The sequence below is a fragment of the Streptomyces rhizoryzae genome (genome assembly GCF_023155275.1).
Lineage (GTDB): Bacteria > Actinomycetota > Actinomycetes > Streptomycetales > Streptomycetaceae > Streptomyces > Streptomyces rhizoryzae.
The window spans coordinates 67,059-89,305 of sequence record NZ_JALMUV010000021.1; the positions used below are offsets into that span (position 1 = coordinate 67,059).

At 73.1% G+C, this 22,247-nt stretch carries 18 protein-coding genes and 1 tRNA gene; 14 read left to right on the forward strand and 5 right to left on the reverse strand.

Annotated features, from left to right (window positions below; translation table 11 throughout):
• The first annotated feature begins 158 nt into the window (after positions 1–158).
• The 5 genes from MUU72_RS18410 to MUU72_RS18430 all read left to right on the forward strand — a co-directional run bounded on the left by MUU72_RS18410 (position 159) and on the right by MUU72_RS18430 (position 4,895).
• Positions 159–680, forward strand: coding sequence for a hypothetical protein (locus MUU72_RS18410; protein ID WP_248014395.1), 522 nt, complete (start codon positions 159–161; stop codon positions 678–680).
• Positions 677–1,021 carry a winged helix-turn-helix domain-containing protein gene (locus tag MUU72_RS18415; RefSeq protein WP_248014396.1) on the forward strand — a complete coding sequence of 115 codons (345 nt, stop codon included), beginning with the start codon at positions 677–679 and terminating at the stop codon, positions 1,019–1,021. The genes MUU72_RS18410 and MUU72_RS18415 overlap by 4 nt, the downstream gene beginning before the upstream one ends.
• 31 nt (positions 1,022–1,052) lie before the next feature.
• Positions 1,053–2,084, forward strand: a complete 1,032-nt coding sequence (locus MUU72_RS18420; protein ID WP_248014397.1) for an ABC transporter ATP-binding protein — start codon at positions 1,053–1,055, stop codon at positions 2,082–2,084.
• A 70-nt stretch (positions 2,085–2,154) separates the two neighbouring features.
• Entirely contained in the window at positions 2,155–3,135 is a 981-nt protein-coding gene (locus MUU72_RS18425; RefSeq protein ID WP_248014398.1) for an ABC transporter permease, read from the forward strand.
• 425 nt (positions 3,136–3,560) lie between these two features.
• Positions 3,561–4,895: a type III PLP-dependent enzyme domain-containing protein gene (locus tag MUU72_RS18430; protein WP_248014399.1), complete on the forward strand. Its 1,335-nt coding sequence runs from the start codon at positions 3,561–3,563 to the stop codon at positions 4,893–4,895.
• A 364-nt stretch (positions 4,896–5,259) separates the two neighbouring features.
• Here MUU72_RS18430 and MUU72_RS18435 read toward each other — a convergent pair whose 3' ends face one another.
• A complete protein-coding gene (locus MUU72_RS18435; protein WP_248014400.1) occupies positions 5,260–6,219 on the reverse strand; it encodes a MurR/RpiR family transcriptional regulator in 960 nt (319 codons plus the stop codon).
• A gap of 379 nt (positions 6,220–6,598) precedes the next feature.
• Here MUU72_RS18435 and MUU72_RS18440 point away from each other — a divergent pair, with 379 nt between their 5' ends.
• Together MUU72_RS18440 and MUU72_RS18445 are read left to right on the forward strand one after the other, a co-directional pair.
• The gene (locus MUU72_RS18440) at positions 6,599–8,011 is read left to right on the forward strand and encodes a purine-cytosine permease family protein (protein ID WP_248014401.1); all 1,413 of its coding nucleotides are present in this window, start codon (positions 6,599–6,601) and stop codon (positions 8,009–8,011) included.
• A gap of 41 nt (positions 8,012–8,052) precedes the next feature.
• Positions 8,053–8,466 (forward strand): hypothetical protein, encoded by a 414-nt coding sequence (locus tag MUU72_RS18445; RefSeq protein ID WP_248014402.1) that lies wholly within the window; start codon positions 8,053–8,055, stop codon positions 8,464–8,466.
• A gap of 416 nt (positions 8,467–8,882) precedes the next feature.
• Here the strand turns inward: MUU72_RS18445 and MUU72_RS18450 are convergent, their stop codons facing one another.
• Complete coding sequence (locus MUU72_RS18450; RefSeq protein WP_248014403.1) at positions 8,883–10,271, reverse strand: cystathionine beta-synthase; 1,389 nt, start codon at positions 10,269–10,271, stop codon at positions 8,883–8,885.
• A gap of 228 nt (positions 10,272–10,499) precedes the next feature.
• Here MUU72_RS18450 and MUU72_RS18455 point away from each other — a divergent pair, with 228 nt between their 5' ends.
• The 3 genes from MUU72_RS18455 (at position 10,500) to MUU72_RS18465 (ending at position 14,535) form a co-directional block, all read left to right on the forward strand.
• A complete protein-coding gene (locus MUU72_RS18455) occupies positions 10,500–11,519 on the forward strand; it encodes an SGNH/GDSL hydrolase family protein (RefSeq protein ID WP_248014404.1) in 1,020 nt (339 codons plus the stop codon).
• 253 nt (positions 11,520–11,772) lie between these two features.
• Positions 11,773–12,993 (forward strand): acetyl-CoA C-acetyltransferase, encoded by a 1,221-nt coding sequence (locus tag MUU72_RS18460; protein WP_248014405.1) that lies wholly within the window; start codon positions 11,773–11,775, stop codon positions 12,991–12,993.
• A 540-nt stretch (positions 12,994–13,533) separates the two neighbouring features.
• The gene (locus MUU72_RS18465) at positions 13,534–14,535 is read left to right on the forward strand and encodes a hypothetical protein (RefSeq protein WP_248014406.1); all 1,002 of its coding nucleotides are present in this window, start codon (positions 13,534–13,536) and stop codon (positions 14,533–14,535) included.
• On the opposite strand, the gene MUU72_RS18470 is transcribed toward MUU72_RS18465, so the two are convergent.
• A complete protein-coding gene (locus MUU72_RS18470) occupies positions 14,499–14,879 on the reverse strand; it encodes a hypothetical protein (RefSeq protein ID WP_248014407.1) in 381 nt (126 codons plus the stop codon). The genes MUU72_RS18465 and MUU72_RS18470 overlap by 37 nt on opposite strands.
• A 98-nt stretch (positions 14,880–14,977) precedes the next feature.
• Between MUU72_RS18470 and MUU72_RS18475 the strand changes: the two genes are divergently transcribed.
• Positions 14,978–15,205, forward strand: coding sequence for a DUF4287 domain-containing protein (locus MUU72_RS18475; protein WP_248014408.1), 228 nt, complete (start codon positions 14,978–14,980; stop codon positions 15,203–15,205).
• A gap of 81 nt (positions 15,206–15,286) precedes the next feature.
• On the opposite strand, the gene MUU72_RS18480 is transcribed toward MUU72_RS18475, so the two are convergent.
• A complete protein-coding gene (locus MUU72_RS18480) occupies positions 15,287–16,135 on the reverse strand; it encodes a Bax inhibitor-1/YccA family protein (RefSeq protein ID WP_248014409.1) in 849 nt (282 codons plus the stop codon).
• Between the two features lie 555 nt (positions 16,136–16,690).
• On the opposite strand from MUU72_RS18480, the gene MUU72_RS18485 reads away from it, so the two are divergent.
• Together MUU72_RS18485 and MUU72_RS18490 are read left to right on the forward strand one after the other, a co-directional pair.
• A complete protein-coding gene (locus tag MUU72_RS18485) occupies positions 16,691–19,540 on the forward strand; it encodes a bifunctional glycosyltransferase/CDP-glycerol:glycerophosphate glycerophosphotransferase (RefSeq protein WP_248014435.1) in 2,850 nt (949 codons plus the stop codon).
• The gene (locus MUU72_RS18490) at positions 19,540–20,709 is read left to right on the forward strand and encodes a glycosyltransferase family 4 protein (protein WP_248014410.1); all 1,170 of its coding nucleotides are present in this window, start codon (positions 19,540–19,542) and stop codon (positions 20,707–20,709) included. Before MUU72_RS18485 ends, MUU72_RS18490 begins: the two co-directional genes overlap by 1 nt.
• Before the next feature lie 114 nt (positions 20,710–20,823).
• Here MUU72_RS18490 and MUU72_RS18495 read toward each other — a convergent pair.
• A tRNA-Leu gene (locus MUU72_RS18495) sits at positions 20,824–20,905 on the reverse strand.
• A 477-nt stretch (positions 20,906–21,382) separates the two neighbouring features.
• Here MUU72_RS18495 and MUU72_RS18500 point away from each other — a divergent pair.
• Positions 21,383–22,195 (forward strand): ABC transporter ATP-binding protein, encoded by an 813-nt coding sequence (locus MUU72_RS18500; RefSeq protein WP_248014411.1) that lies wholly within the window; start codon positions 21,383–21,385, stop codon positions 22,193–22,195.
• The last annotated feature ends 52 nt before the right edge of the window (positions 22,196–22,247 follow it).

Genomic DNA, 22,247 nt, shown 5'->3' on the forward strand with positions numbered 1-22,247 from the left:
CCGGTCGCAGATTTCGACTTGCCCGCCGGGAAAGTCGGTGTTAACTTTCCCAGTAGGAAAGTTGGAGCGGGGGCGCCGCCGGCGGCCGCCGCCCGTCCGGATCGCGCACCGTCCGCGCCCTCCGGACCGTCCGGAACGTCTACGGGGAGGCGAAGGACATGACCACACCGGTGGATGCCGAGCGGGCCTGGCAGGATCTCCAGCGGATCCGCGTCCCGCAGGAGCGGGTCTACGACGAGGTCGAGCGGTGCGCCCGGGGCGACCAGCGGGCGACGTACATCACCGGCGCCCTCATGTGGCTCTTCCTCGCCTCCGACGGGCTGCACCTCCCCCGCTGGGGCTCGTTCCTGCTCCTCGCCGCCTACCTCGGCGGCCTGACCGCCCTGGCGGTGGTCTACAGCCGCCGGAGCCGGGTGCGGCTGCACCGCTCGCGGTACACCTGGCGCACCTCCGCCAGCCTCCTGGCGGGCGCGGCCTTCGGCGGCGGCACGATCATCCTCACCCGCTACCTGACCGAGTGGCTGGCCCTGCCCTACGGCAGCCTGATCCAGGCCACCGTCTCGACCGCCGCCTTCCTGCTCTTCGTCGGCCCCGCCAACCGCTGGGCGGTCAGCCCGCTCCGCAGCCGCGCCCTGGGCGACCCGCCGCTGAGAACCGTCCCCGAGGAGGCCGGCCGATGAGCACCCCATCAGGCTTCGACGAACTGATCCACCCCGCCACCCGGCTGTCCGTCGTGGCCATGCTCGCCGCCACGGAATGGGCCGACTTCGCCTTCATCCGCGACGGGCTCTCGCTCAGCGACTCCGCGCTCTCCAAGCAGCTGCACACGCTGGAGGAGGCCGGATACCTGGAGATCCGCAAGGAGGGCGGCGGGCGGAAGCGGCGCACCAAGGTGCGGCTGACGGCCCGCGGCCGCACCGCCTTCGACGGCCATGTCGCCGCGCTCCGCGCCATCGTCGAGGGCGCGGGCCCGGCGGCGGCCCAGGCGGCACCGCAGCAGCCGGCCGAAGCCGGCCGATGACCACCACCGCACACCTCGGGGGACCGCAACGATGACCAGCACACCCAGCAGTCCGGCCGGCGCCGAGCCGGTCGTGGAGACCCGCGGCCTGCGCATGGCGTACGGCGGCACCGACGTCCTGCACGGCGTCGACCTCGACATCCGACGCGGCGAGATCTTCGCCCTGCTCGGGCCGAACGGCGCCGGCAAGACCACCACCGTCGAGATCCTGGAGGGCTTCCGGCAGCGCTCCGCCGGCGAGGTCCGGGTCCTCGGGGCGGATCCGGCTCGGGCCGGCGACGCCTGGCGGGCCCGCGTCGGGCTGGTCCTCCAGTCCTGGCGCGACCACCGCCGGTGGCAGGTCGCCGAGCTGCTGACGCACTTCGCCGCGTACTACCCCGACCCGCGGGACCCGGACGAGCTGCTGGCGGTGGTCGGCCTGACCGGCCAGGCGCGGCAGCGCGTCGACCGGCTCTCCGGCGGCCAGCGCCGGCGCCTCGACGTCGCACTCGGCATCGTCGGCCGCCCCGAACTGCTCTTCCTGGACGAGCCCACCACCGGCTTCGACCCCGAGGCCCGCCGCGACTTCCACGACATGGTGGAGCACCTGGCCGCCGAGGAGGGCGTCACGATCCTGCTGACGACCCACGACCTGGCCGAGGCCGAGCGGCTCGCCGACCGGATAGCGATGCTGGTCGACGGCCGGATACGGGCCTGCGGCACCCCGGCCGAACTCGCCCGGCGGGCCGCCGCGCAGGCCGAGGTCCGCTGGACCGCACCCGGCGGCGAGCGGCACCGCGAGCGCACCGGGGACCCCTCCCGCCTGGTCTGGGAGCTCCACCAGGCCACCGGCGGCCCGATCGCCGACCTGGAGGTGCGCCGCCCGACGCTGGAGGACACCTACCTCCACATGCTCCACGGGCGACCCGCCACCGACGGGGCGGACGGCTCCGGCCGCCCGCTCGGCACCGACGCCGCCGACGAGGCCGGGGCCGCGGCCGGGGCTGACGCCGGGACCGGCCCTGACACCGGCTCCGGCTCCGGCGCGGAGCGGGCCCGGGCGGAACGGGCCCCCGCGGCATGAGCCGGGGCGGCTCCCGCGCGGGCGGGACGGGGACGACAAGCAGCAGCACCGACACCACGGGGGAACGGACATGACGACAACAGGCACGGCGGCAGCAACCGCCGGAGCGACAGCGGAAGCAGCCGGTGAGCCGGGCGGCACGGCCCCGGACCGCACGCCCCCGGACCGCACCGCCCCCGGCCGCCGCGGCGGGCCCGGCGGGCTGCGCCCCTGGCGGGCCGGACTCCGCCGCGGCGTGATCGAACTCCGCCATCTGGTGCAGAACCGCAAGGAGTTGACCGGTCACCTCAGCAACATCGTCGTCGGTCTGCTGGTCACCTCCTTCATCCACGACGACGTGCCGGGCACGCACATCCCGATGGCCCATCTGACGCTCGCCGGGTTCGCCGGGTACCTCCTCTTCCAGATCGGGCTGCTGAACCTCCCGCAGATCCTGGTCACCGAGCGGGAGGAGGGCACCCTGCTGCGGCTGCGCGCCACCCCCGGCGGCATACCGGCGTACCTCATCGCCAAGTCGCTGCTGATCGTGGTCATGGCGCTGGGCACCCTCGCGCTCCTGCTGGGCGCCGGCGCCGTCCTGGTGGACGGACCGCTGCCGCACAGCGCCGGCGGCTGGCTGACCCTGCTGTGGGTCGCCGCCCTCGGCCTGCTGGCGGTCGTCCCGCTGGGCGCGGCGCTCGGGGCGGTCCTGCCCAACCCCCGGGAGGCCCTGGCGCTGATCATGCTGCCGTCGATGGCCCTGCTGATCACCTCCGGCGCGATGTTCCCGCTGTCCCGGATGCCGGTGCTGGTCCAGGACATCGCCTCGGTCTTCCCGCTGCGCTGGATAGCCCAGGGGCTGCGCTCGGCCCTGCTGCCGGACGCCGCCCGGGCCGCCGAAACGGCCGGCTCCTGGCAGCTCCCCACCGTCGCCCTGGTCCTGGCCGCCTGGGCCGTCCTCGGCTTCCTCCTGGCCATCCCCCTCCTCCGCCGCGCCACCCGCCGGGAATCCGGCTCCCGCCTGTCCGCCCGCCAGACCCGGGCCCGGGCGAACGGGGCTCCGGCGCTGTAGCGGCAGGGGACGGCGGCAAGCAGGCGAGGCCCCCGCCCCGGACCCTGGCGGCACCCTCCGGTCGTCCACCTGGAGGGCCTGACGGGCGGGGCGGGTGGCGTCCGGTGCGCACTCCGCAGTGCGCACTCCGGGTACGTGCTCCCGGGGCGAGCGAAAGGGGGCGTGCCCCCGGCCGTGCGCAGCCGGTCCGAGGGTGGGGGCGGGGGCGTGTGCTCCGTCCACCCAGCGACCGCCTCCCCACGGCCACCGCCCCGCCGCCGGCCCCGGCCCACCGCGCCCCCGGCTCCACAGCCACCTCCCTCCCTTCCCCTCCCCTGCCGGCCGACCCTGGGCAACCCGGCCATCCGGGGGCAGACCCGGATCGGTGCGGGCCAAGGCCGCGCGGACGTGGCGCGGCGGGGTGGCCGGGTGATGAAGTGGGGGGCATGACCTTCACGGACCGAGACCGTGCCGTTCAGGCAGCCATCGCTCAGGGGCTGGTCGGCTCCGGGCAGCCCGTGGCAGGGCTGCTCGACGTCGCCGGTATCCGCCGGTCCGCGGCCGAACTCCGTGCCGCCTTCGCGGAGTTCACGGCGCCGGGGACGCCCGTACTGCACGCGTTCGCCGTCAAGGCCGCCTCGCTCGTCCCCGTGCTGCGGCTGCTGGCGCAGGAAGGCATCGGCTGCGAGGTGGCCAGCCCCGGCGAGCTGGCCGTGGCGCGGGCCGCCGGGGTCCCGGCCCGGCACACCGTCCTGGACTCCCCCGCCAAGACCCTCTCCGAACTCCGCGAGGCGCTCGCCCTCGGCATCGCCGTCAACGTCGACAACCACGAGGAACTCACCCGCATCGACCGGATGATGGCCTCCGCCCCCTCCACCGCCCCCATAGGGCTGCGGGTCAATCCGCAGATCGGCGGCGGCAGCATCGGCGCGATGAGCACCGCCACCGACACCTCCAAGTTCGGGATCCCGCTGCGCGACTCCGGGGCCCGCGACTGGGTCGTCCGGGCCTTCCTCGACCGCCCGTGGCTGACCCGGCTGCACGCCCACGTCGGCTCCCAGGGCATGCCGCTGGAACGGATGGCCGAGGGCGTCCGGGCGCTCTACGACCTCGCCGAGGAGATCAACGAGCAGGCCGGCGGCCGCCGGATCACCACCCTGGACATCGGCGGCGGCCTGCCGGTCAACTTCTCCTCCGACACCGTCAGCCCGACGTACCGCGAGTACGCGGCGCTGCTGCACTCGACCGTCCCCGGCCTGTTCTCCGGGCGGTACGGGCTGGTCACCGAGTTCGGCCGGTCGCTGCTGGCCAAGCACGGGACGGTGCTGGCCCGCGTCGAGTACGCGAAGTGGGCCGGCGGCCGCCCGATCGCGGTCACCCACGCCGGTGCCCAGGTCGCCACCCGCACGGTGTTCGCGCCCGCGTCCTGGCCGATCCGGGTGGCGGCGTACGACGCGGACGGCCGCCCGAAGACCGGGGCGCCGGTCCCGCAGGACATCGCCGGCCCCTGCTGCTTCGCCGGTGACCTGGTCGCCGAGAACCGTCCGCTGCCGCTGCTGGAGGCCGGCGACCACACCGCCCTCCTGGACACCGGCGCGTACTACTTCTCCACCCACTTCGCCTACAACTCGCTGCCCCGGCCGGGCGTGTACGGCTATGCGGCGGGTCCGGACGGCGGGGTGCGGTTCGCGACCGTGCGCCCGCCGCAGACCCTGGAGGAGCTCACCGCCGAGAGCGGCGCCGCCCACGCCAACGACCTCCGCAACCTCGCCCTGGCCTGAGCGGCACGGACGACGCGGACGAGCCCGGACGAGCGCAGACGGCCGGGACGGGCACCGACGGCACGGACGGGCACAGATGACCCGGACGGCACGGACGGCGCGAACGGTGCGGTCGGTGCACACCGCCCGCACACCGGCCCCCCACCGGCCCACCCCCAAGGGCGGGCCGCGGCCCCTACGCCTCCCCGGGCCGACCGCTCAACACCCCGGGCCCCCAGCGCCCCGCAGGGCCACCTCGTCCGCCCTGGCCGCCCCCGGGCCGGCCGGGTCGGCCGCCCGGCCGCCCGACCACCTCGCCGCCCGACCCACGGCCCCGGCGCCCCGGACACCCGCCCCACCCGACCACCCCGTCGCCCCCACCCCCTCACTCCACGAACAACCCCCGTTCCGCCGCCTTGGTGTCGAATTCCTCCAGGCGGGCCTGGGCGTCGGGGAGGCCGTCGCACATGGCCTCCAGCAGGACCCGGCCCAGGAGCATCGGGGCGCACGCGGTGTCGAAGGCCAGACCGGTGCCGACCGGGGCCGGGAGCAGCAGGTCGGTGTGGTGCGCCACCGGGGCGAACGCGCTGTCGGCGACGGTGACGACGGTGAGCCCGGCGGCGCGCGCGGCGGCCAGGGCGTCGATCACCTCGCGGGGGTGGCGGGGCAGCGCGAAGCAGAGCAGCACGGTGGCCCCGGCGCGTACCGCGGCGTCGATGCGGTCGGTGAGCATGGTGCCGCCCTCGTCCAACAGCCGGACGTCCGGGTGGACCTTCCGTGCGAAGTATGCGAAACCGGCGGCCTGTGCGGTGGCCGCGCGCAGGCCGAGGACCGGCAGCGGCCGGGAGCGGGCGAGGAGCCGCCCGGCCTCGGTCACCGGCCCGGTGTCGGCGAGCGCGTCGGCCAGGTGCCGGAGGTTGTCGATCTCGGCCTGGACGGCCTGCTGGTACTCGTTGAGCGCACCGGCGCCGCCCGGCTTCCCGGCAGGGGCGACGTCCCGGAGGTGGCGGCGCAGCGCCGGGTAGCCGTCGAAGCCGAGCGCCACCGCGAAGCGGGTGACCGAGGGCTGGCTGACCCCGGCGAGTTCGGCCAGTTCGACGCTGGAGAGGAACGGCGCGTCGGCGGCCCGCCGCACCATGCAGTGGGCGATCCGGCGCTGGGTCGGCGTGAGCCGGTGCCCCTCGAAGAGCCGCTGGAGGCGGGCCGCGCTGCTGGCGGCCGGGCCGTTGCCGCTGCGACCCGCCGCCGCCCGGCCGGCCGCACCGGCCCCCCGCGGCCGCGTGCCGCCCGCGCGGACGCCGCCGTCCACCTCGCCGCCCACGCCGTTGTCCCCGTCCCCGCTCATCGCCTCTTCCTCCCGGCCCGCTCCGGGCCTTGTCGTGTGTCGCCCGACTGTACGGAATTCCCGCCCGCGCCGGTCGCGGCCGCGGGCCGGAAGCGCCCCCGCCCGCCCGGCCGGCCCGCCCTCGTGCCCTCCCGGACCCGGCCCGCCGCCCTCGTCGCGGCCCTCCCTCCGCTCCCCCGCGCCGCCCGTCGTCCGTCCCACCGGCCCCGTCCGCCAATCCGGCCCCACCTATTGACCTTCCATTCATTCACACCCATCCTGCATGAATCCATACACGCAGCACACCCGGAGACCGCGCCGGACCGCGCCCGAACCCCCCTCGGCCGCACTCGGACGGCACCCCGGACGTTGCCCCCGGCACGGTGGAAGAGGCGGCCCCATGGCAGGAGTGATCGAACAGCGCTCGATCGACGTCGTCCCCGACGACGAGCGGCACGGCAGCGCGGTCAGCCAGTTCACCCTCTGGCTCGGCGCGAACCTCCAGGTCACCGCCGTGGTCACCGGCGCACTGGCCGTCGTCTTCGGGGCCAACGCCTGGTGGGCGCTGATCGGCCTGCTGGTCGGCAACCTCGCCGGCGGCGCCGTGATGGCACTGCACTCCGCCCAGGGCCCGCGGCTCGGGCTGCCGCAGATGATCACCTCGCGGGCGCAGTTCGGGGTGCGCGGCGCGGTGGTGCCGCTGGCGCTGGTCATCGTGATGTACATCGGGTTCTTCGCCAGCGGCAGCGTGCTCGCCGGGCAGGCGGTGGGCGAGCTGACGCACCTCGGCGACACGGCCGGGATCGTGCTGTTCGCCGCGGTCACCGCGGTCGCCGCGGCCGTCGGCTACCGGCTGATCCACCTCCTCGGCAAGATCGCCGGTCTGGTCTGCGCGCTGGCCTTCGTCTACCTCGGCATCCGGCTGCTCCAGCGCGCCGACCTCGCCGCGCTGCTGCACGACCGCGGTTTCGCGCTGCCGGTCTTCCTGCTCGCGGTCTCGCTCTCGGCGTCCTGGCAGCTGGCCTTCGGCCCGTACGTGGCGGACTACTCCCGCTACCTGCCGCGCCACACCTCGACCCGCGCCACGTTCTGGTGGACCCTCGGCGGATCGGTGCTGGGCGCGCAGTGGTCGATGACGTTCGGGGCGCTGGCGGCCGCCGCGGCGCCGGCCGCGTTCGTGGGCCACGAGGTCGGCTACCTCGTCGGGCTGGGCGGGACGGGGCTGATCGCCTCGTTCCTCTACTTCGTCATCGCCCTCGGCAAGCTCACCATCAACATCCTCAACACCTACGGCGGCTTCATGTCGCTGGTCACCAGCGTCAGCGGCTTCCGCGGGCAGCGCACCCTGAGCGCACGCGGCCGGGCGGCGTACATCGCCGGGATCATGGTGGCCGGGACCGCCGTCGCCCTGCTGGGCAAGGACTCCTTCCTCACCTCCTTCAAGGACTTCCTGCTCTTCCTGCTGACGTTCTTCACGCCCTGGTCGGCGATCAACCTCGTCGACTACTACCTGGTCTCCAAGGAGCGGTACGACATCCCGGCGCTCACCGACCCCGCCGGCCGGTACGGCGCCTGGAACGTCCGCGCACTGACGGTGTACGTCGTCGGCGTCCTGGCCCAACTCCCCTTCCTGGCCACGCACTTCTACACCGGCCCGCTGGTCGGCCCGCTCGGCGGCGCCGACGTCTCCTGGCTGGTCGGCCTGGCGGTGCCCGCCGTCCTGTACTGGCTCGCCGCCCGCCGCGACCCCGCGCGCCGCGTGGACCCGGAGCCCCACCAGGAGCAGCAGCTGCCCGCCGGACTGGGGGGCTAGCCCCACTGCGCCGGGCCGCCGCCCGTCCGTACGCTCGGCGCATGGCGACACACGACCCCGATCTGCGGAAAGAACTCGACGCCACGCTCCAGACCCGCAAGGAGCTGGGGCCGGAGTACGAGGCCGAGCTGGTGGAGTCCTTCCTGGAGAAACTCGACCGGGACGTCGAGCGGCGGGTGCGCCGGCAGGTGGCCGAGCAGCAGGTGCAGGTGGCGCGCGGGCAGCGGCCGCCGCGCGCCGGGAGCGGCTCGGAGAGCTTCTGGGAGCGGTTCGCCGTCGCGGTGGTCTCGCTGGTGCTGGCCATCCCGCTGACCGCGATCGCCGTGGTCAACGCGGGGCTGGTCGGCCTGGTGGTGTGCTGGGCCGGCATCGTCGGCGTCAACGCCGTCCACAGCCTGGGGGTGCGGGCCCTGCTGCGGACCCGCGCGGACCGGCCCGCGGAGGACTGGGACTGACCCGGCCCCGGACGGGGCAGGAAGCGGCGTTCCCGCAGGAGGCGGCCCTTCCTGCGCCGGAGCGGCGCTTCGGCCGGACGAAGCGCCTCGGCGGGAGGAAGCCCTCCCGCCGAGGAAGCGTTTCGGCGGGGACCGCCGCACCCCGGCCGGAGCCGGGGGCGGGACGACGGCGGTCCCCGCCCGGGACGCGATCCGGGTCAGGGCCGGCCCTCGCATCCTGGCGACCGGTCAGGTCCGGGAGCCGCTCCGGAGGTCCGCATCGCCTGACATCACTGTGCCTGAGAAGTGTTAAGCCCGTGCTGCGCGCACGTGACGCATACGTACCCCTTGCGTCGACGGGCCGTTTCCTGACGGACGCTTGACACCGCGGCGCACCGCGACCGCGCCGGGCGCGCACGCCCGGCGCGGTGCGGCGGCTACTTCCCGGCGCCGCGCGCGAGGTACGCCAGCAGGTCCTGCCGGCTCACCACGCCCTTGGGCTTGCCCTCGACCAGGACGATCGCCGCGTCGGCGGTCTCCAGCACCGCCATCAGGTCCGAGACCGGCTCGCCCGAGCCGACCTGCGGCAGCGGCGGGCACATGTGCTTCTCCAGCGGGTCGGAGAGCGAGGCCCGCTGGGTGAACAGCGCGTCCAGCAGCTCCCGTTCGACGACCGAGCCGACGACCTCGGCGGCCATCACGTCCGGGTGCCCGGCGCCCGGCTTGACGATCGGCATCTGCGAGACGCCGTACTCCCGCAGCACCTCGATCGCCTCGCCGACGGTCTCCTCCGGGTGCATGTGGACGAGCGAGGGCAGCGCGCCCGCCTTGTGCTGGAGCACCTCGCCGACCCGCGCCGCGGTGCCGCTCTCCTCCAGGAAGCCGTAGTCGGCCATCCACTCGTCGTTGAAGATCTTGGAGAGGTAGCCGCGGCCGCTGTCCGGCAGCAGGATGACCATCACGTCGTCCGGCCCGAGCCGCTCGGCGACCCGCAGACCGGCCACCACGGCCATCCCGCAGGAGCCGCCGACCAGCAGTCCCTCCTCCTTGGCCAGCCGCCGGGTCATCTGGAAGGCGTCCTTGTCGGAGACCGCCACGATCTCGTCGGCGACCGTGCGGTCGTAGGCGGTCGGCCAGAAGTCCTCACCGACGCCCTCGATCAGGTACGGCCGGCCGGAGCCCCCGCTGTAGACCGAGCCCTCGGGGTCGGCGCCGACGACCGTGACCCGGCCCTCGCTGACGTCCTTCAGGTAGCGGCCGGTGCCGCTGATCGTGCCGCCGGTGCCGACGCCCGCCACGAAGTGGGTGATCCGCCCGTCGGTCTGCTCCCACAGCTCGGGACCGGTGGTCTCGTAGTGCGAGCGCGGGTTGTTGGGGTTGCTGTACTGGTCCGGCTTCCAGGCGCCGGGCGTCTCGCGCACCAGCCGGTCTGAGACGTTGTAGTACGAGTCGGGGTGCTCGGGGTCCACCGCGGTGGGGCAGACCACGACCTCCGCGCCATAGGCCCGCAGTACGTTGATCTTGTCCGTCGACACCTTGTCGGGGCAGACGAAGATGCACTTGTAGCCCTTCTGCTGGGCCACGATGGCGAGGCCGACGCCGGTGTTGCCGGACGTCGGCTCCACGATCGTCCCGCCCGGCTGCAACTCGCCGGACTCCTCGGCGGCCTCGATCATCCGCAGCGCGATCCGGTCCTTGACCGATCCGCCCGGGTTGAAGTACTCGACCTTCACCAGGACGGTTGCCTGGATCCCCTGAGTGACGCTGTTGAGCCGGACGAGCGGGGTGTTGCCGACGAGCTCAATCATCGAATCGTAAAACTGCACGGTGGTCTCCGCGGTCGGGGGCACGCTCTCCTGCGCCCGTGCCGCCAGCCTATTGCCCGGCCGGACCGGGGGCCCGCGGGTTCGGGTGGACGGCTCCATCGGGGGCCCGGTGCGTTGCGGTGCGGCCCGGAACGGGCATCTCACCGGTGAAGGAGCGTGTGCCCTTTCACGAGCGCGTCCGGCCCCGGTGCCGCGGCGCGCCCGCGCTGCACGGGGAGGTACCGGCCGATGGCGATGACGAGGTCCAGGGCGAGGGTGGCGCGGCGGATCGCGACCGCGGCGGCGTTCGGCGGCGGCGGGGCCGGGCTGCTGGGCGTGGCCGCCGTCGGGCTGCTGCTGACCGAGGTGCGGCTGGCCCGCCGGACGGTCGGCGGCTCCAGCGACATCCCGCCGTGCGCCGACGGCCGCTACGGCGCCGCCTTCGGCCACCGCACCGACCGGCCCCCGCTGCGACTGGGCTTCCTCGGCGACTCCACGGCGGCCGGCCAGGGCGTCCACCGGCCCTCCCAGACGCCCGGCGCGCTGCTCGCCAGCGGTCTGGCCGCGCTCGCCGAGCTCCCCGTCGACCTGCGCAACGTCGCGCTGCCCGGCGCCCGCTCCGACGACCTGCCGCGCCAGGTCGAGCTGATCCTGGCGGACGGCGAGGCGGTCCCGGACGTCTGCGTCATCATGATCGGCGCCAACGACGTGACCCGCCGGCTGCCGCCCGCGGAGTCGGTGCGGCAGCTGTCCGCGGCGGTGCGGACGCTGCGCGCGGCCGGCTGCCAGGTCGTCGTCGGCACCTGCCCCGACCTGGGCACCATCGAGCCGGTCTACCAGCCGCTGCGGTGGGTGGCCCGCCGGCTGTCCCGCCAGCTGGCCGCCGCGCAGACCATCGGCGTGGTCGAGAACGGCGGCCGGACGGTCTCGCTCGGCGCGCTGCTGGGGCCGGAGTTCGAGGCCCGTCCCCGGGAGCTGTTCGGCCCGGACAACTACCACCCGTCGGCCGAGGGCTACGCCACCGCCGCGATGGCGGTGTTCCCCACGGTGTGCGCGGCGCTCGGGCTGTGGCCGGAGGAGGAGCGGCCGGAGCCCGCCCGGCGCGAGGACATCCTCCCCGTCGAGCAGGCCGCCGCCCGGGCCGCCTCCGAGGGCGGTACGGAGGTCACCGCCTCCCGCGCGCCGTGGGCCCTGCTCAAGCACCGGCGGCGGCGCCGGCTGCCGGCGCCGGAGGACGGCGACCGGGACGGCTCGCCGGTGACGGGGTGAGGGGGCGCCGCGGGGCCGGGGCCGCCAGGCGGCGGGCCCGCCCCGGACCGCCGGCCGGGGAATACCCGCCCGCCCCGCCCCGTTCCCATAAGCGCTCGCTTAGAAAAGAGGCCCGCATCACAGCGCACACCGCGTGACCTCTCGCCGTACGTGCAGGTAACTTCCCAGACGGTCCGCCCTGTTCGCCGCCCGCCCGGGCGCCGCCGCGCGACGAGGCGCCGGACACCGCACCTACTCACCCCTTGGAGCCGTGATGCCCGAAGCCGTGATCGTCTCAGCCGCCCGCTCCCCGATCGGCCGCGCGTTCAAGGGCTCCCTGAAGGACCTGCGCCCCGACGACCTCACCGCGACGATCATCCAGGCCGCGCTCGCCAAGGTGCCCGAGCTGGACCCGGCCGAGATCGACGACCTGATGCTGGGCTGCGGTCTGCCCGGCGGCGAGCAGGGGCACAACCTCGGCCGGATCGTGGCCGTCCAGATGGGGATGGACCACCTCCCGGGCTGCACCGTCACCCGCTACTGCTCCTCCTCGCTCCAGACCAGCCGGATGGCGCTGCACGCCATCAAGGCCGGCGAGGGCGACGTCTTCATCTCGGCGGGCGTGGAGATGGTCTCGCGCAGCGTCAAGGGCACCTCCGACGGCATGCCCGATACCCACAACCCGCTCTTCGCGGACGCCGAGGCGCGCACCGCGGCCCGCGCCGAGCAGGAGGGCGCGGACTGGCAGGACCCGCGCGCCGACGGCCTGCTGCCCGACCCGTACATCGCGATGGGCCAGACCGCGGAGAACCTCGCCCGCTTCAAGGGCATCACCCGCCAGGAGATGGACGAGTTCGGCGTCCGGTCCCAGAACCTCGCCGAGCAGGCGATCAAGGACGGCTTCTGGGAGCGGGAGATCACCCCGGTCACGCTGCCCGACGGCACGGTCGTGGCCAAGGACGACGGCCCGCGCGCCGGCGTCACGCTGGAGGGCGTGCAGGGCCTGAAGCCGGTGTTCCGCCCGGACGGCCTGGTCACCGCGGGCAACTGCTGCCCGCTCAACGACGGCGCCGCGGCGCTGGTGATCATGTCCGACACCAAGGCGCGGGAGCTGGGCCTGACCCCGCTGGCCCGGATCGTCTCCACCGGCGTCTCCGGCCTCTCCCCCGAGATCATGGGCTACGGCCCGGTGGAGGCCAGCAAGCAGGCCCTCCGGCGCGCCGGCCTGTCGGTCTCCGACATCGACCTGGTGGAGATCAACGAGGCGTTCGCCGCGCAGGTCATCCCCTCCTACCGCGACCTCGGCATCGACCTGGACCGGCTGAACGTCAACGGCGGCGCGATCGCCGTCGGCCACCCCTTCGGCATGACCGGCGCCCGGATCACCACCACCCTGATCAACTCCCTCCAGTGGCACGACAAGCAGTTCGGCCTGGAGACCATGTGCGTGGGCGGCGGCCAGGGCATGGCGATGGTGATCGAGCGGCTGAGCTGAGCTGGAGCGGAGGGTGGGGGCCGGGCGCGAGGAACGAGTGCCCGGCACCCGCCCGCAGCGGAAGCGAAGCTCAGCGCGAGCAAGGGCACGCGCGGCTGAGCTGAGCCGTAGCGGACGGTCGCGGACGGCCGCGCCTTCGGTGGGGTGCGCGGAAACGGGGCAACTCCCGTTCTCCGCGCACCCTTCGCGTTCATACGGGCACCGCCGGCGACGGCGGGTGACGCACGCCACTCGGTGACAAGATCGCGACCCAATCGCCCGCAGGATTGTGACCAACATCCCGGGGAAGCAGCGTCCTTGCAGCTCAGCCGGGGGCCACCCGACCGCAGGAGCCCCCAAGGGCACCCCATTTCGGGACATAGCCCCCCGCTAACGGTCGCCGACCCGGGTCCGGCTGTTGTAGGAAGTCGGAGAACAATCTGCTATCGGGAGTACGCCGGTGACCGGTCCGCGACAGTGTGTGCGTATGCCCGGAAGTGAGCGAACACCGAAAGGTGCGCGCCTCGCGAGTGCGAGGCTCAAGCGAAGCGAGGTTTCGGCATGACTGTCACCACCCTCGTCCTGCTGCTGGCAGCGGCGGTCGCCGTGGTGCTGGGCGTCGCCGCCCTGAGCACCGCCCGCGCCCTGCGCCGCCAGATCTCCGCGCTGCACGCCGAACTCGTCGCCGCCCGCGCGGACGCCGCCGCCCGCGCCGAGGCGGCGAGCCTGGCCGCCGCGGCGGTCCCGGCGGCCCGCGGGGTGCCGGCCGGCGAGACCCCGCTCGCGGACATACGTGCCGCCGTCGCGGACGCGCTGGCCGAGGAGCGGGAGCGGGAACTGGCCGAGGCGCGCGCCTTCTGGGCCGCGCAGGAGGCCCGGGACGCCGCGGACGCCCCGTCGCTGTCCGGCCCGCTGGCCGGCCTGGGCGACGAGGTCCCGCTCGACGGCCGCGAGGGGCGCCGGGAGGCGGCCGAGCGGCTGGAGCTGGACCGGTTCGACGGCCACCCGTTCGTTCCGCGCCAGGCGGACCTGGCCGGCCTGGAGTCGCTGCTCGGTCCGGACGCCCTGGAGCCGCTGCCGGCGCTGGAGGCCCTGGAGTCGGTGGAGGCGCTGGAGTCCGTCGAGGCCCTGGAGGCGCTGGACACGCCGGAGTTCGAACCGGCCGAGCCCACGGAGCCCGCCGAGTCCGCGGAGCTGGCCGCGGCCCGCCGCCGCCACCCCTCGCACCCGGACTTCTCGCCGATCCCGGCCGTCGCCGACCACGAGCGGACCGTGGCGCGCCTGGCGGAGCTGGCCCGCGAGGCCACCCCGCTCGCCGACGTCCGCCCCGGCCCGCTGGGCACCCTGGACGTGTACGTCTTCGCCGACGGCACCACGCTCTGCCTGACGCCCGGGCACCGCGAGACCGCCGAGAGCGTGGCCGGGGCGCTGCGCGACGGCCACACCCCGGTCCTGCTGGGCGGTTCGGGGATCTCCGGCGCGTACGCCCTGACGTTCTCCTGGGGCGAGCGCCGCGAGGAGAGCGTCTACATCCTCGCCGACCGGGTGATCGCCTCGCTCTGAGCGGTCTCCCGCACCCGGCGCACGGCCTGGGCCAGCTGCTCGGCGGGGGCCGCTTTCACGTCAGCCCCGGCGTCGTCCGGGACGGCCGCGGCGGCGGCCCGCAGCGCTTCGGCGAGGTCGTGTCCGGCCACCGCCAGCTGGTCGCCGGCGGCGAACATCCCGGCGTCGGGGAACTCCCTGGGCGGCTCCCCGGGGCGCTCGATCAGCTGCGCACGGGTGGCCAACTCCCGGGCCAGCGCGAGCCCTTCGGCCGCGGCGCCGCGCCGCAGGGCGCTCTGCGGCAGCGCCCGGAGGCGGTCGGCGAGGGCGTCCACGGCGGTCTGCAAAGGCGTCACGTCAAGCACGCCGCGAGCCTATGCGCAACGCACGCGTGGTTGCCAACGCCGGAAGCCTCGGGCACGGTGAGCGGAAGAACCAGCATCGACCGCGTCCGGAGGCGCCGATGTCTCAGTCCATCTCCGAAGAAACCCACCGGAACCTGCTCTCCCGGATCCCGCAGTGCACGGGCCGGGAAATCGCCGAATGGCTCCGCACCGTCGACGAAGGCCCCGCCCTCATCCGCTTCGACGAGAAGGTCAGCTGGCTGCGCGGCGCGCACAACCTCTCCTACGGCCACGCCAAGGCGATCGTCCATGAACACGATCTCCGGCGCGCGGCCCGCAAGTTCTGACCCGGGCACGGGCCGCGCCCGGAAACGCGCGAGGGGCCCGCGGGCAGTCGCCCGCGGGCCCCTCGTGTGCCGTACGGCGGATCAGTCGCGCAGGATCGAGATCAGCCGCAGCATCTCCCAGTAGATCCACACCAGCGTCAGGGTCAGGCCGAACGCGGCCAGCCAGGACTCCTCGCGGGGCGCGCCGTAGGCGACGCCGTCCTCGACCTGCTTGAAGTCCATGGCGAGGAACGCCGCGCCGAGCACGATGCCGACCACGCCGAAGAGGATGCCCAGACCGCCGCTGCGGAAGCCGAGGCCGTCACCCCCGCCGAACACCATGAACAGCACGTTGACCAGCGACAGCAGCACGAAGCCCAGCGCCGCGATCAGCACGAAGCGGGTGAACCGCTCGGTGACCCGGATGATCCGGGTCTTGTAGGCGATCAGGACGGCCACGAACACCGCCATCGTGCCCAGCACCGCCTGCATCGGGGCGCCGTTCATCTTCGGCAGGCCGTTGAGGTAGCCGCTGAGCGCGCCCAGGAAGACGCCCTCCAGCGCGGCGTAGCCCAGGATGAGCGCCGGGACCGGCTTGCGCAGGAAGGACTGGATGAAGCCGAGCACGGTCGCGGCCAGGCCGGCGCCGATGGCGAAGGCGAGCTGCCCGGTGAGGAAGAGCCAGCCGACGGTGGCGCCGACGACGACCGTCCCGAGCGTCAGGCCGGTGCGCGTGACGACGTCGTCCATCGTCATCGGGCGGGTCTGCGGGGTGTACTGCGGTGCGTACTGGGGCGTCTGGGTGGCGTACGGGTTGCTTCCGGCGTACGGGTTCGCTCCGGCGTAGGGGTTGGCTGCGGGGCCCCCGGCCTGCGGCGGCGCATCGAAGCCCGCGTAGCCGGTGCCGCGGCTGAAGCCCCGCCGCGAGAAGACCGGGTTGCTGCTCCTCATCTCACTCCTCCATGGCCGCCCTGCGCGGCCTTGTCGCAAGCGTAATGGCTTGGCAAAGACACGTCTCTCGTCCTTGGGCAGGATCTTCCCCTGATACCCGGACGACACGTCCTCCGCATGGAGGACGTACGGCGCGGCCCGGAGGTGCCCGCGGGGGCGGACCGGGTGCCGGCCGCGATGCCTTCGTCACAGCTGCCGCTGTGTCATGTGCCACTCCCCGGGCCGGGGCACCGGCCGGAACGGGCCGTCAGATCGTCCGGACAAAATCCGGGTAATCGATCTTTTCCCGTCGCCGTCGAACGCGCTTTTCCCCGCTCCGTCAACTGCGGGACCCCGGGGTCACCGGCATGATCCGAATCCGATAAAAGTCTGGTGCCCGCGCCCGGACGCAACCGATTGACCAGAGCCGTCGTCATACCTGCTGGCCGACACCTGCCCTTCGCCGGACGGCACCCGTCACCGGTGGTAGCCGCCCGGGTGCGGGGGGTCGTAATCCCCCACTCTAGATGGGGTTATTCTGGCCGGAAACAGCAGCGAAAGAGGGTTGAGGTGCCTGTGCCTGACGTCTCAGTAGTCGTCATTGTCTACAACGACGCCGACCGGTTGCCGACCGCGGTCCAGTCCGTGCTGGATCAGACACTCCGGGACGTCGAGGTGGTGATCGTCGACGATTGCAGCACCGACCGTTCTTTCGAGGTCGCGCAGGAGCTGGCGGCCACCCATCCCGAGCGGGTCAGGGCCTTCCAGCTGCCGGAGAACAGCGGCGCCGGCGGAGAACCGCGGAACCTCGGCATTCAGCACACCCGGGGACAGTACGTCATGTTCCTGGACAGCGATGACGTCCTGGAGCACAACGCCTGCCGCAATTTGCTGGAGGCCGCCGAGGAAACCCGCGCGGACATCGTCTCCGGTCTGTGCGTCCGGGTCCACAAGGACACCCGGAACCAGAAGCGCGACGAGTGGTACGCCTGGCTGTATTCCACGACGCGGACCCTGGAGTCCGTCACGGAATTGCCGGACCTTTTCGTGTGGGACACCCTCTCCACCAACAAGTGCTACCGGCGTGAATTCCTCATCGAGAACGATCTCCGCTTCCCCAAGGGGATGTTCTACGAGGACCTGATGTTTATCGCCGACGCCTATCTGGCGGCGGAGCGCATCACCCTGATCCCCAATCAGGTCTACTTCTGGAACGTCTTCGAGAAGGCCGCCGTGAAGTCGGTGACGAACCGGCGCCACGAAATGACGAACTACACCCACCGGCTGGAGATCCACCGGCGGATCGACGCGCTGCTGGCCGAGCGCGGGCTCACCGAGATGAAGCTCGCCAAGGACGTCAAATTCCTCAAGCACGACCTGGTGCTCCACCTGCGGGACCTCCCCTTCCGGGACGAGGCGTACCGCCAGGAGTTCGCCGAGCTCTCCCGGGAGTACCTCGCGGGCATCGCCCCGGAGGCGTACGAGCGGGTGCTGCCCATTCAGGCGATCTGCGCCTACCTGCTCCAGAAGGGCGACTGGGAGAACCTCATCCCGGCCGTCGACACCCTGATCAACCGGGACAAGCTCTCCTCCCGGCTGGCCGAGCACGAGGGCCGGATCTACTGGTGCGACGGGCACCTCGACGACCCGTTCGGCCGCCGGGTGCTGGACGTGACCGACCTCGGCTACCACGAGAAGCCGGTCAACCAGCTGTTCCTGCGCAACCAGCTCACCCGCTTCGCCGAGTCCGGCAGCACGGTCACCCTGGCCGGGCGGATCATCAACCCCCTTGGGGCGATCCCCGAGGGCGCCAAGCTCTCCGGCGAGCTGGAGTTCAGCGCCCGCCGCCGCAGCCTGCAGTCCTTCACCTTCCCGGTGCGGACGCTGCGCCACGAGGGCGACGCCGTGGTGTGGGAGACCGCCGCCGACCTCACCGCGGGCCTGCGCCCGCTGGGCATCGTCGACACCATCTGGGACGTCCGGCTGCGACTGAAGGCCGACGGCGCGGTCACCACCTCCCGGCTCACCGTCGCCGACACCGAGCTGGCCGGCGGCCCGCTGCCGGTGCGGCCGCGGCTGACCCGGATGGTCGCCGACCACGTCGAGCCGCACGTCTCCGCCAAGGGGCACCTGGCGTTCCGGCTGATCAGCGAGAGCGCCGGCGCCGAGCGGGTCCAGGACCTCATCGCCAAGGGCGTGCAGGGCAAGCCGGGCACGCTGGCCAAGGCCGGCTACCGCAAGGCCAAGGCGCTGCGCAAGACGCTCACCTCGGGGGACACCAAGCTCAAGGCGTACCACGAGGTCTTCAGCCGGCTGCCGATCAAGAAGCGCACGGTGGTCTTCGAGAGCCACCTCGGCAAGCAGTACAGCGACAGCCCGCGCGCGATCTACGAGGAGATGCGCCGGCAGGGCCTCCAGTTCGAGGCGATCTGGTCCTACGCCGGGTCCCCCAAGGACTTCCCCAAGGACGCCACCCTGGTCAAGCGCTGGTCGCTGCCCTACCTGAAGGCGCTCGCGCAGGCCGAGTTCTGGGTGGACAACCAGAGCTACCCGCTGAAGCTGTCCAAGCGCCCCGAGACCACCTACATCCAGACCTGGCACGGTTCGGCGCTGAAGAACATGGGCTTCGACCAGCCCTCGCTCAAGGCGCAGACCCGCCAGCAGCAGGCCGAGCAGCAGCGCTCCCTGGACCGCTTCGACCGCTTCCTGTGCCGGACCGAGCACGACGCCCGCACGCTGGCCAAGGCGTTCCGCCTGAAGGAGAAGACGCTGCTGCGGGTGGGCTACCCGCGCAACGACGCGCTGGTGCGGGCGCGGCTGCGGGAGGCCGAGACCGGCCACCGGGAGCGCGGTCCGCTCGCGGCGGAGCTGGGCATTCCGGACGACCGGAAGGTGCTGCTGTACGCGCCGACGTTCCGGAAGGCGGGCGGCCGGCACGGCCGGTTCGCGCTGCCCTTCGACGTGGAGCGGTTCGCCGACGAGTTCGGTGACCGCTACGTCCTCCTGGTCCGCTCGCACTACCTCAACCACGTGGTGCTGCCGCCGACCGTGCGCGGCCGGGTCATCGACGTCTCGGCGCGCCACGACATCACCCCGATCCTGGAGCTGGCCGACGGCCTGGTGACGGACTATTCGTCGGTGATGTTCGACTACGCGCTGCTGGACCGGCCGCTGATGTTCTTCACCTACGACTACGACGAATACGTCCACGAGGGCCGCGGAACGTACTTCGATCTGCTGGAACACGCACCGGGTCCGGTCGTGCGCACCGAGGAGGATTTCTTCGAGGCGATGGCGTCTTTCGAGTCGCAGCAGGCGGAATACGCCAAGGACCGCAAGGAATTCGTGGCCAAGTTCGGGGAATACGACCGGGGCGACGCCGCACAGAGCATCGTCGACCAGTTCTTTGCGCAGTGGAGCCGTTGATGACCAAGTCGAACGCAGCCGGGCCGCGGGACATCTTCTTCGTCTCCAACAGCGTCAACGAGCTGGGCGGCATCACCAGTTGGTCGCACCAGATGGCGCGCCTGTTCGCGGAGCGGGGCCACCGGGTGCACGTCATCGGGATCGTGCCGCCGCCCGAGGGCCGGGTCCACGAACTGGGCCCCGACCTGCCCTACGAGACCACCACGCTCTACGACGTCCACCCGCCGAGCGTCCGCCCGGTGCGCGGTCTGAAGGACCGGCTGAACGTCGTCGAGCAGCGCCGCCGGGCCGCCCGCGAGGCCGGGATGCACGAGCAGGCGGCGAAGCTGACCGCGCTGTTCCGGGCCGCGCGGCCGGGCGGCGTGGTGATCGTCACGCAGGTGTGGGCGATGGAGTGGGTGGCGCTGGCCGACACGGCCGGGCTGCCGGTCATCGGGATGAGCCACGAGTCGTTCGAGACCTGCCGCAAGTCGTCCCGGTTCGCCCGTGTCAAGCGCTTTTACCAGGACGTCGACCGGATGCTGCCGCTCACCCGGGAGGACGCCGACAAGTGGATCCGGCAGCGGATGGACAACGTCGGCTTCATGCCCAACCCGCTGCCCTTCTTCCCCGACGTCCCCTCGGACCGCTCGCGCAAGGTGGTGGCCAGCATCGGCCGGCTCCACGAGGAGAAGGGCGTGGACCTGCTCCTGGAGGCGTGGGCGCGCATCGCGCCGCAGCACCCGGACTGGACGCTGCGGATCTACGGCTCCGGCGAGGAGGCCGAGGCGCTGCGCAAGCAGGCGGCCGAGCTGGGGGTGGCCGATTCGGTCGAGTGGATGGGGCGGACCGGCGATGTGGCCGGTGCACTGCGGGAGAGCGCGGTCTTCGCGCTGAGCTCGCGCGGTGAGGGCTTCCCGCTGGCCCCGATGGAGGCGATGGCCACCGCGGTGCCGTGTGTGGCGTTCGACGTGGCGCCGGGCGTCCGCGAGATCATCACGGACGGCACCGACGGCCTGCTGGCCCCGCCCGGCAACGTCACCGAATTCGCCCGCCACCTCGACACGCTGATGTCGGACAAGGAGCTGCGGGACCGGATGGGCGAGGCCGCCCGGGAGAACATCCAGCGGTTCTCCACCGACGAGATCGTGGCCCGCTGGGAGGCGCTGTTCGCGCTCGTGGAGCGCTGAGCGGACGGACCGGCAATACGCGGCGGGGCCGCCGGGAAAACCCGGCGGCCCCGCCGCGGAATATGTTGAATATTCAAGGTATATACGGGTCCTTGTCCCGCTGCCCGCGGGAAGTGCCCGGAGCCGGACTTGAACCGGCACGGCCCGTAGGCCAGCGAGGTTTAAGCTCGCCGTGTCTGCATTCCACCATCCGGGCTTGGGGTCCCCCATGCCGCCTCATAGAAGGCAGCACGAGCGTAGCCCGCAGCGCACGACGCAGATCGGCCGCTCATCCCGAGGTTGTCTTATTTTATTGGCAACTGAGGGACCATCAGCGCCCGGCAGGGCCCCCGGCACATGCCTGATGCCCATGTTCGCGGTGGACCACCGGGGCGGAATTGGTGTCTGAATTGACGGAAACTCGACGCCTGCGCGACGGGGCTCCGACGCCCCTCCCGGCCCCCTGCGCACCCCCCGGCGGCCGCCCCGGAAGGGCCTTTGGCCTCAGGGGTGCCCCTCCTACCCAGGGATGACAGGGCCCGGCGGGCTAATCCCTGGGAGTGGTTCCAGGACGGTCACACGGGTTGACGTCCAAAACGGAGAGCTGCCGGACGATGGAGACGAAGTTCCCGCCCGACCCGCCGCTTCGCCGGCACCGGGCGGCCGTCCCTCACCCCGACAGGAGCCCCTTCCCGTGAGCACCACCCACTTCGGCGCCCCCTCCGCCGCCCGCAGCACCGCGGTGGCCGCCCGCGCCACGGATCTCACCAAGGTCTACGGACACGGCGAGACCCAGGTGGTCGCGCTGGACGCGGTGTCCGTCGAGTTCCGGCAGGGCCACTTCACCGCGATCATGGGCCCCTCCGGGTCCGGCAAGTCCACGCTGATGCACTGCATGGCCGGGCTGGACACGATCTCCGGCGGCTCCGCCCGGATCGGCGAGACCGAGCTGACCGGGCTCAAGGACAAGAAGCTCACCCAGCTGCGCCGCGACAAGATCGGTTTCGTCTTCCAGGCGTTCAACCTCCTCCCGACGCTGACCGCGCTGGAGAACATCACCCTCCCCATGGACATCGCCGGCCGGAAGCCGGACCGCGCCTGGCTGGACCGGGTGGTGACGACCGTCGGCCTGTCCGGCCGGCTCAAGCACCGGCCGAGCCAGCTCTCCGGCGGCCAGCAGCAGCGCGTGGCGGTGGCCCGCGCCCTGGCCTCCCGGCCGGAGATCATCTTCGCCGACGAGCCCACCGGCAACCTCGACTCCCGCTCCGGCGCCGAAGTCCTCGGCTTCCTGCGCAACTCCGTACGTGAGCTGGGCCAGACGGTGGTGATGGTGACCCACGACCCGGTCGCGGCGTCCTACGCGGACCGCGTGATATTCCTCGCCGACGGCCGGATCGTCGACGACATGCCCGACCCCACCGCCGAGGGCGTGCTGGAGCGCATGCGGCGCTTCCCCGGAGGACGCCCCCAGGCCCCCGGCGCCGACGCCGAGGACCGCGTCGGCTGACCGGCAGCAGCCGCCTCCCCCACCCCGGACCACTCCTCCAGGACTGACCCAC